Source organism: Geobacillus jurassicus NBRC 107829 (assembly GCF_001544315.1).
Lineage (GTDB): Bacteria > Bacillota > Bacilli > Bacillales > Anoxybacillaceae > Geobacillus > Geobacillus jurassicus.
The window spans coordinates 32,749-40,920 of the sequence record NZ_BCQG01000033.1; the positions used below are offsets into that span (position 1 = coordinate 32,749).

Annotated in this window: 11 protein-coding genes; 4 read left to right on the plus strand and 7 right to left on the minus strand. The window is 54.4% G+C overall.

Going from position 1 to position 8,172, the window contains the following annotated elements:
• Nucleotides 1-106 precede the first annotated feature (106 nt).
• Nucleotides 107-517, minus strand: coding sequence for a CotO family spore coat protein (locus tag GJ1_RS10860; protein ID WP_066232203.1), 411 nt, complete (start codon nucleotides 515-517; stop codon nucleotides 107-109).
• 118 nt (nucleotides 518-635) lie between these two features.
• Nucleotides 636-1,412 (minus strand): enoyl-ACP reductase FabI, encoded by a 777-nt coding sequence (fabI, locus tag GJ1_RS10865; protein ID WP_066232205.1) that lies wholly within the window; start codon nucleotides 1,410-1,412, stop codon nucleotides 636-638.
• A 198-nt stretch (nucleotides 1,413-1,610) separates the two neighbouring features.
• Here fabI and GJ1_RS10870 point away from each other — a divergent pair, with 198 nt between their 5' ends.
• Nucleotides 1,611-2,789 carry an FtsW/RodA/SpoVE family cell cycle protein gene (locus GJ1_RS10870; protein WP_066232208.1) on the plus strand — a complete coding sequence of 393 codons (1,179 nt, stop codon included), beginning with the start codon at nucleotides 1,611-1,613 and terminating at the stop codon, nucleotides 2,787-2,789.
• Between the two features lie 198 nt (nucleotides 2,790-2,987).
• Entirely contained in the window at nucleotides 2,988-3,725 is a 738-nt protein-coding gene (gene prpE, locus GJ1_RS10875; protein WP_066232211.1) for a bis(5'-nucleosyl)-tetraphosphatase PrpE, read from the plus strand.
• Here prpE and GJ1_RS10880 read toward each other — a convergent pair.
• The 5 genes from GJ1_RS10880 to GJ1_RS10895 form a co-directional block, all read right to left on the minus strand.
• Nucleotides 3,722-4,633: an RluA family pseudouridine synthase gene (locus GJ1_RS10880; protein WP_066232214.1), complete on the minus strand. Its 912-nt coding sequence runs from the start codon at nucleotides 4,631-4,633 to the stop codon at nucleotides 3,722-3,724. The genes prpE and GJ1_RS10880 overlap by 4 nt on opposite strands.
• Nucleotides 4,599-4,775, minus strand: coding sequence for a hypothetical protein (locus GJ1_RS18695; RefSeq protein WP_167346114.1), 177 nt, complete (start codon nucleotides 4,773-4,775; stop codon nucleotides 4,599-4,601). The genes GJ1_RS10880 and GJ1_RS18695 overlap by 35 nt, the downstream gene beginning before the upstream one ends.
• A 42-nt stretch (nucleotides 4,776-4,817) precedes the next feature.
• Nucleotides 4,818-5,633, minus strand: a complete 816-nt coding sequence (locus GJ1_RS10885; protein WP_066232216.1) for an NAD kinase — start codon at nucleotides 5,631-5,633, stop codon at nucleotides 4,818-4,820.
• Nucleotides 5,630-6,268, minus strand: coding sequence for a GTP diphosphokinase (yjbM, locus tag GJ1_RS10890; RefSeq protein WP_066232219.1), 639 nt, complete (start codon nucleotides 6,266-6,268; stop codon nucleotides 5,630-5,632). Before yjbM ends, GJ1_RS10885 begins: the two co-directional genes overlap by 4 nt.
• A gap of 159 nt (nucleotides 6,269-6,427) precedes the next feature.
• Complete coding sequence (locus GJ1_RS10895) at nucleotides 6,428-6,805, minus strand: UPF0738 family protein (protein WP_066232222.1); 378 nt, start codon at nucleotides 6,803-6,805, stop codon at nucleotides 6,428-6,430.
• A gap of 134 nt (nucleotides 6,806-6,939) precedes the next feature.
• Between GJ1_RS10895 and GJ1_RS10900 the strand changes: the two genes are divergently transcribed.
• Entirely contained in the window at nucleotides 6,940-7,533 is a 594-nt protein-coding gene (locus GJ1_RS10900) for a CYTH domain-containing protein (protein ID WP_066232225.1), read from the plus strand.
• Nucleotides 7,530-8,153, plus strand: coding sequence for a lytic transglycosylase domain-containing protein (locus GJ1_RS10905; protein ID WP_066232228.1), 624 nt, complete (start codon nucleotides 7,530-7,532; stop codon nucleotides 8,151-8,153). The genes GJ1_RS10900 and GJ1_RS10905 overlap by 4 nt, the downstream gene beginning before the upstream one ends.
• The last annotated feature ends 19 nt before the right edge of the window (nucleotides 8,154-8,172 follow it).

Sequence of the window (8,172 nt, forward strand, 5' to 3'; positions counted from 1 at the left end):
AGCTATATCTGCCCCCCTTCATGCCTTGAGCAACAGCAGACAAATGAAAGGGTTGCCTCGTTGATAAATGAATGGTTCAAGGTGCATTCGTATAGCCAACAACCGGTTATTGCACAAACCCGATCATCGCCACCGCCAGAAGCTGCGCGCGCCCGATGACCGTTTCGTTTCCTTGTTCATCAGCGATCGTCAACTTGGTCGCCGTGCACTGCTTTAATATGCCTTCATAGCTCTTATCCTTCATGACAAATTGGCATTTCAACGGCGGCAAATGAGCGGGCAGCTCCGCCAAAAAGGCCAACCGCTCGTCAAGCGTCATCGCCTGAAACTCCTTGTTGGCAAAAAATTCAGTCGGTTCCTCCTCGCCGCCTTGTTCATCGCTGGAACTTCCTTCCTCTTCCTGTTGCGCTCGGCTAGTCCACGTAAACGTTTCTTGCATGTGCGCCGCGGCCCGCATCGCTTTTGGCTGCACAATATAAAGCAACGGCTCCGTCTCCACAACTTTTTGTTTCCGCACGTCAATCCCCCTTTCCGTGCTTGCCTTACCTTAATATATGTATGCTCATGATCCGAATAATTGCCCAAGTCAAACAAAAAACAGCCGCTCCATCAACAGGAACGGCTGCTCGTTCGTTTTAATATCCTAAAATATGGTATCCCGAGTCGACATGAATGATTTCCCCGGTGATGCCGCGCGACAAATCGCTGAACAAAAACAGCGCCGCATCCCCGACTTCTTCTTGGGTCGTCGTCCGGCGGAGCGGGGCGCGCTCTTCGATTTGTTTTAAAATCGAGTTGAAATCGCTCACCCCTTTGGCCGACAGCGTGCGGATCGGTCCTGCGGAAATGGCGTTGACGCGGATGCCGTATTTGCCTAAATCGTTTGCCAAATATTTGACGCTCGCATCAAGCGATGCTTTTGCCACACCCATGATGTTGTAGTTTTGCACGACGCGCTCGCCGCCAAGGTAAGTGAGGGTGACGATGCTGCCGCCTTCGGTCATCAGCTCTTTTGCCTCGCGCGCGACCGCGGTGAGCGAATACGCGCTGATGTTATGAGCGAGCAAAAAGCCTTCGCGGCTTACGTTCATATACTCTCCGCTCAAGTCTTCTTTGTTGGCATAGGCGATGCAATGGGCGACGCCATGGATGACGCCGACTTGTTCTTTGATTTGTGCAAAGCATTGAGTAATGTCTTCATCTTTTGACACATCGCACGGCAAGAGAAGCGAACGCTCATCCTCAAGCGTATCCACAAGCGCCCGCACTTCTTTTTCAAAACGCTCCCCGGCATACGTAAACACAAGGCGAGCGCCGGCAGCGTGAAGCGAACGGGCGATGCCCCAGGCAATGCTCCTCTTGTTCGCCACCCCCATGACAACATATGTACGTCCTTCCAACGATAAGTTCATTCGTTCATCCTCCTAATTATCGTTTATTATTAGTACCAGGTGTTAATTCTATTATAGGCGATGCGGCGGGCGATGTAAATGCACGCTTCCCTTTTGCCTTCCGATTCCTTCATGCTGCCGGCGGTTTTTCCCACTTTGCAAAACCGGCACGATTCGCTAATATGGTATATGGTACATTTGAATGGAGAGGATCGTTCCATGGATCATGATCGTTTTTCCCAGTCGAAGCTCGATTATCATTTGTTGTTTCTTTTATTCTTAATGGCCGTTATCAGCGCGATCGCCATCCATAGCGCGGAACCGATGCTTCCCGAGAAACTGCAAAACGTCAACTTTGCTTCAAAGCAGCTGCAATGGTACGCCATCGGCGCTGTCGTCATCGCCTTGACGATGATCATTGACTATGACCGGCTGTTTCAAATCGCTTGGTATTTGTATGGATTCGGGATGCTGCTGTTGCTTGGGCTGGAATTAAACGTCCCAGGATCAGTGACCATTAAAGGGGCGACGAGCTGGTACAAGCTACCTGGAGGAAACTTCCAGCCTTCCGAGCTGATGAAAATTTTTATGATCATCGTCCTAAGTCGCATCATCGTCAACCATCGGGAAAAATATCCCGAACCGACGATCAGCGATGATTTTAAATTGCTCGGCAAAATCGCTTTGACCGTCTTACCGCCGCTCATTTTGCTCGCCAAGCAGCCGGACATGGGCATGTCGATGGTGTTTATGGCCATCACCGCCACCTTGGTGCTCGTTTCCGGCATCCGCTGGCGCATCATTTTCGGCATTGTCTTTTCCGGCGTAACAGCGGTGGCAGTCGTTGTGTTCATTTTCTTTTATTTTCCCGATTTCTTCCACCAATACATTATTAAAGAAGATTACCAGTTGAACCGGTTTTACGGCTGGCTGGCTCCATATGAATATTCCAACGAGCAAGGCTTCCAGCTCATCCGTTCGCTCATGGCCATTGGGTCGGGGGAACTGTATGGGAAAGGATTAGGCAACTTGCAAGTCTATTTGCCCGAGGCGCATACAGACTTTGTGTTTGGCGTCATCTCTGAACAGTTCGGATTTGTCGGCTCAAGCATCGTCGTTTCTCTCTTTTTCCTGCTCATTTATCGCATGATCCATATTGCGCTCGAGAGCAACGATTTGTACGGCAGCTATTTATGCGCCGGTGTTGCGGGCATGATCACATTCCAAGTGTTCCAAAACATTGGCATGACGATTGGGCTTTTGCCGATCACCGGACTGCCGCTGCCGTTCATCAGCTACGGGGGAAGTTCGCTGGCAACCTACATGCTGGCGATCGGCCTCGTCTTAAACGTCCATTCGCGGACGCGAAAGTTTATGTTCGCGAGCGACGACGAATAAGCCGCTTGCTGTGGGCAGGCGGCTTTCTTTTGGCCTTCATCCCGGCCCAAGGCCCCTTCTTTGTTCCGCTCCCCGCCGCGGCCACTGCTTTTTGAACAGCGCCTTCGATGGGTAGGGCAAGGCTGCCTCATCTTTTCTTTTCCTTGTCGAACGGACATACTGGTAGTATAACGATTATGGCTAGAAAGGAGCTCATGTATGCAGGTGGACATCATCGGCGACATTCACGGCTGCTTCCGCGAATTCGCCGCGTTGACGGAAACGCTCGGCTACCATTGGGACGAAGGGGTTCCAGTTCATCCGGACGGACGAAAGCTCGGTTTTGTCGGCGATTTGACCGACCGCGGTCCTGAATCGCTGAAAATGATCGAAATCGTCTGCGACCTGATCGAGCGGAACCTCGCCTATTACGTGCCGGGCAACCATTGCAATAAACTGTACCGCTTTTTCTTAGGACGAAATGTGCAAATCGCCCACGGGCTTGAGACGACCGTCGCTGAGTACCGCGCCTTGCCCCCGAGCGAGCAGGAGATGATCCGCCGCAAGTTCATCCGCCTGTACGAAGGGGCGCCGCTGTATGCCGTGCTGGATGAGGGGCGCCTTGTCATCGCCCATGCCGGCATCCGTCACGACTATATCGGGCGGACGGACAAAAAAGTCAAGACGTTCGTCCTGTATGGGGACATCACCGGCGAAACGAACCCGGACGGAACGCCGGTGCGCCGCGACTGGGCGAAACGATATCGCGGCAGCGCATGGGTTGTGTATGGCCACACGCCGATCGAAAAACCGCGGTTTGTCGGACGGACGGTCAACATCGACACCGGCTGTGTATTTGGCGGCGCGCTGACCGCCTTGCGCTATCCGGAAATGGAAACGGTCTCCGTTCCTTCCTCGATGCCGTTCGTTCCCGAAAAGTTCCGCACGTTCTCCTAATCAGCACTTCGTCTGCGCATTGCCTCGATCAGGCGCGCCATATCGCCAGGAAGCGGGGCGGAAAATGTATACCAACGCCCGGCAAACGGGTGAAAAAACGACAGCTGCCGGCTGTGAAGCGCCTGGCGGCCGATCATCTCTCGGCTTCCACCGTACAGCTCATCGCCGGCGAGCGGGTGGCCGAGATAAGCCAAATGGACGCGGATTTGGTGCGTGCGCCCCGTCTCCAGCCGAAGCGAAACGTATGTATAGCCATAAAGCCTCTCCAACACGCGAAAATGAGTGACGGCTGGCTTTCCGTCTTCCCGTACTTCGCGGGCGATGATGCTGTCGCTTTGACGGCCGATGGGGGCGTCAATCGTCCTTTCATCCTCGACGATGACGCCATGGCAAATGGCCTCATATGTGCGCGCAACCTGTCCTTTTTGTTGCAACGCCGACAGCAAATGATGAACGTGGCGGTGCTTGGCGACGAGCACAAGCCCGGACGTGTCGCGGTCAAGCCTTGTCACAATATGGACGGTCGAGTCAAGCTGCTGCTGGCGATAATGGTAGAGCAAGCCATTGGCGAGCGTCCCGCCCGGATGGTGGCGCGACGGAATCGTCGCCAATCCAGCTGGTTTGTTGACAACGAGGACGTAATCGTCTTCATACATAATGTCAAGCGGCATCGCTTCAGCGTCCATCCAATCGCTTGTCCGCTCCGGCGGAAAGACGACCGACAGCGTCTCGCCGGCGCGCAGCACATGGCGGACGGTGACGAGCCGCCCGTCAATCAACAGCGCCCCGCCGTGGAATTTAATATCGGTGAGAGCGGTCCGCGAAATGCCGTTCTCTTGCAAAAACTGGCGCAACAGTTTTCCGTCATGCTGTTCATCGATGGAAAAAGTCAAGGTAAACGGCGGCAATGTTCGTCACCTTTCTGTCAAAAAATCGTCGGCTCAATCGGCATGTCCAACTGCTTTGCTTCACCGCCCTCCGCCGAACGGAATGCCGGCGGGCGAACGCCGCCATGGCATCGGCGTCTGCGCCGAAAGGCCATTGCCCCACGCAAACGGGAAGCTCCGGCATCACTGAAGGGATGGACTTTCATCAGTCGGCGATAAACGAGTCGCGCACCCGCCGCCAAAACGGAAACGGCCGAAAGCGGGCGAAACGCACCTTTTCATCAGCCACGCGGCATTGAATCGACTTTACGTCTTTATGCAAGAGCGACAAATGGTCGATCGTAATTTGAAAATCGACGTGGTTGACCGGCTTGAGTAAACACGTATGGTGCGCCGGCAATACGAGCGGCGATCCGATCGTCCGAAAAACGCGGTTGTTGATCGACGCCATCTCGGTCACTTGAATCGCCTCAAGCGAAGGATGCAAAATGGCCCCGCCGAGCGCTTTATTGTAAGCCGTGCTTCCGGTCGGCGTCGAAATGCACAACCCGTCGCCGCGGAACCGTTCAAACAAGTCGCCGCGAATTTCAACGTCCATCACGAGCGTCCCGCTGACGCATTTGACCGTGCATTCATTGAGTGCTAAATACTTTGCCTCGCTTCCGCCGTTCAGATAGCGGATCGTCACCTCAAGGAGCGGATATTCGACCACTTGATACGGCGTCTTGGCAATGGCGATAACAAGCTTTTCGAGTTCCTCCGGCACCCAGTCGGCGTAAAAGCCGAGATGGCCGGTATGGACTCCGACGAACGCCGTCTTGTCCAACCGGTGGCAATAGCGATGGAACGCGTACAACAACGTTCCATCGCCGCCGACCGAAATGACAAGGTCGGGTTCCTCTTCATCGCAGCGCAAGTCAAAATCAAGCAAATACGTTTTCATTTTTTGCGCCAAGGCGTTTGACGTGTCATCTCCTTTGGACGTGATGGCGAATGCGAGCGGCGCGTCCGTCCGTTTCATTGTCCTTCTCCTTTTGCCTCTTGTTTTCGGGAAAAAGCGGCTTGCGCTTCTTGAATTTCAAAGCGGATTTTGGACATCTCCTCATCGAGACGATAGGCCGCCTCGGCAGCGCGCTGCAGCCGAACTTTGATGTCCTCGGGGAAACGTCCGCTGTACTTATAGTTCAACGAATGCTCAATCGTCGCCCAAAAGTTCATCGCCAACGTTCGAATTTGAATCTCCGCCAAAATGTTTTTTTCACCGCGGATCGTCTGCACTGGGTAGCGGATGACAAGATGGTACGAGCGGTAGCCGCTCTCTTTTTTTTGCGTGATGTAATCGCGTTCCTCAACAATCGTAAAATCGTTGCGCTGACGCAATAACTCGACGACAGTCTTAATGTCATCGACAAACTGGCACATGATGCGCAGCCCCGCAATATCTTGCATCTCTTCCTCGAGGCGGTCAAGCGGGATATTTTTCTTTTGCGCCTTATCCAAAATGCTGGCGACAGGCTTCACCCGCCCAGTGACAAACTCAATCGGCGAGTGCGCTTCGATCATCTCAAATTGGGCGCGAATGCCCCTCAGTTTCACTTTCAATTCCTCAACCGCCTGCTTATACGGGGCTAAAAACAAATCCCAATGGTTTATCATCATACCACCTGCCTATACGATCTCCGACTTCCGCATCCTAGCCCAAGAAGGCGTAGCCGCGCCTTAGTGCCCTTCTTGAAGAAAACGCGCGTCAGCCCCATTTGCCCAGACCGCTCCGTTTCTCTTTCGTTCCCGCGCCAAAAGGCAGGCAACCGCAGTTCATTCGCCAAAAAATACGTCTTGCACCGCCTGTTCAAGCGCCTCGCCATAGTTGGCGTTGCCGCGAATATTTTCAAGCAAATAAGACAGTTCGTCACTAAACTGTTGGAGCTCGACCGCCGCTTCCCCGCACCGAAGCCAGACCGGCTCCCGAGCGTCAAGCGCCGCCTTCAGCTTGGGCCACCATTGCTTCGGGATGATGGCATAAAGAAAGCGGTCATCAGTTTCCAAAATGTACGCAAACGCCAATGCATCCGAGTCGACAAGCATATGGCGTTTCGGCGTCACGCGATCGAGCGAAACCGGAGCATCATTGACATACAGCCAAAGCCGGCCGCCTTCCCGCTCCGCCCGCCTAACGATCACTTTTTCGTTCATGCTTCCTCTCCTTCCGCATCAACCATCCGCCTTTTATTTTACCATATTCACCCTATGCAGACGAAATAATTGATATTCGCCGCAAAACGACTGATAATAGAAGGAGACGATGTCTTGCCTGAAGGAGATTTACCATGCGTCAAGAAGTGGAGATCGAGTTAAAAAACTTGTTGACGGCGGCGGAGTTCACCGCCGTTCGCACCGCTTTTCGCCTTGATGATGGCGCTTTCCGCCGCCAGGAAAACCATTACTTTGACACTCCGTCATTCGCCCTGAAAGAACGGGCGGCGGCGCTGCGCATCCGGGCGAAAGAAGGACGCCTGACCTTGACGTTGAAACAAACTCGGGTGGATGGAACCATTTTGGAAACGCATGAGCCGCTTTCACCATCCGAAATGGAAGCATTGCTTGCCGGCAAGGCAGCACCCCGTGGGGTGATCGCCGCTTTGCTTATCGAAATGGGCGTCAATCCACAAGAGGTGCGCTGCTTTGGCTCCCTTGTCACCGACCGCGCTGAATGGCCGCATGAAGGCGGCACGTTATGCCTTGACCATAACCGTTACTTGCAAAGCGAAGATTACGAACTTGAATATGAAGTGGATCACGTGGAAGCGGGTGAGGAGCGGTTTTTGCGCCTGCTTGGGGCGCTTGGCATTCCGCGCCGCCCGGCGCCAAACAAAATCGCCCGCTTTTACGCCCGCAAGAAGGAAATGGAGGAAAGACGATGACCGTTTCGCCATTAAAGCTGCTCGTTGAATGGCAGGCGCTCGATGCGTTCTCACCCGGGCGCTCAAGCCTGCTGCCATCGCCGGCTCCATCCCTGTTTTCAACCTTGCTTGCCGAATATCTCAGCCGCGGGGAGGAATCATCTGCCGAGGCGCCTCAAGCCGCCTCAAGCGGTCAGCCTCCGGCGCCCGCCGGCCATAGCAGCACCCCGCTCGAGCATGAAGAGGCCGCCGCTTCCAGCGCACCCTCTTCCATCGATGCCTTGATTGCAGCGGCAGCGGAAAAATACGATGTTGACCCGCAGCTTATCCGCGCCGTCATTCGCCATGAGTCAAACTTCCGTCCCGATGCGAAAAGCCCGGCTGGAGCGCTTGGACTCATGCAGCTCATGCCAAGCACGGCGAAAATGCTCGGCGTGGACGATCCGCTTGATCCGGCGCAAAACATCGACGGTGGCGTAAAATATTTGCGCCAGCTCCTTGACCGGTATGGCGGCAATATCACTCTCGCCTTGGCCGCCTACAACGCCGGGCCTGGGCACGTCGACCGCTATGGGGGCGTACCGCCGTTTGCCGAAACGCGGGCGTATGTCGAACGCGTGTTGAAAAGCTACCGCACATAAACGAGCGGCGCTCGAGTCG

What these genes read in the sequence shown, in the direction of transcription:
- GJ1_RS10885 (WP_066232216.1), bottom strand. Translation starts at nt 5,633, where the DNA reads ATGAAACGGACGGACGCGCCGCTCGCATTCGCCATCACGTCCAAAGGA.
- fabI (WP_066232205.1), bottom strand. Translation starts at nt 1,412, where the DNA reads ATGAACTTATCGTTGGAAGGACGTACATATGTTGTCATGGGGGTGGCG.
- GJ1_RS10900 (WP_066232225.1), top strand. Translation starts at nt 6,940, where the DNA reads ATGCGTCAAGAAGTGGAGATCGAGTTAAAAAACTTGTTGACGGCGGCG.
- GJ1_RS10905 (WP_066232228.1), top strand. Translation starts at nt 7,530, where the DNA reads ATGACCGTTTCGCCATTAAAGCTGCTCGTTGAATGGCAGGCGCTCGAT.
- GJ1_RS10895 (WP_066232222.1), bottom strand. Translation starts at nt 6,805, where the DNA reads ATGAACGAAAAAGTGATCGTTAGGCGGGCGGAGCGGGAAGGCGGCCGG.
- yjbM (WP_066232219.1), bottom strand. Translation starts at nt 6,268, where the DNA reads ATGATAAACCATTGGGATTTGTTTTTAGCCCCGTATAAGCAGGCGGTT.
- GJ1_RS10870 (WP_066232208.1), top strand. Translation starts at nt 1,611, where the DNA reads ATGGATCATGATCGTTTTTCCCAGTCGAAGCTCGATTATCATTTGTTG.
- prpE (WP_066232211.1), top strand. Translation starts at nt 2,988, where the DNA reads ATGCAGGTGGACATCATCGGCGACATTCACGGCTGCTTCCGCGAATTC.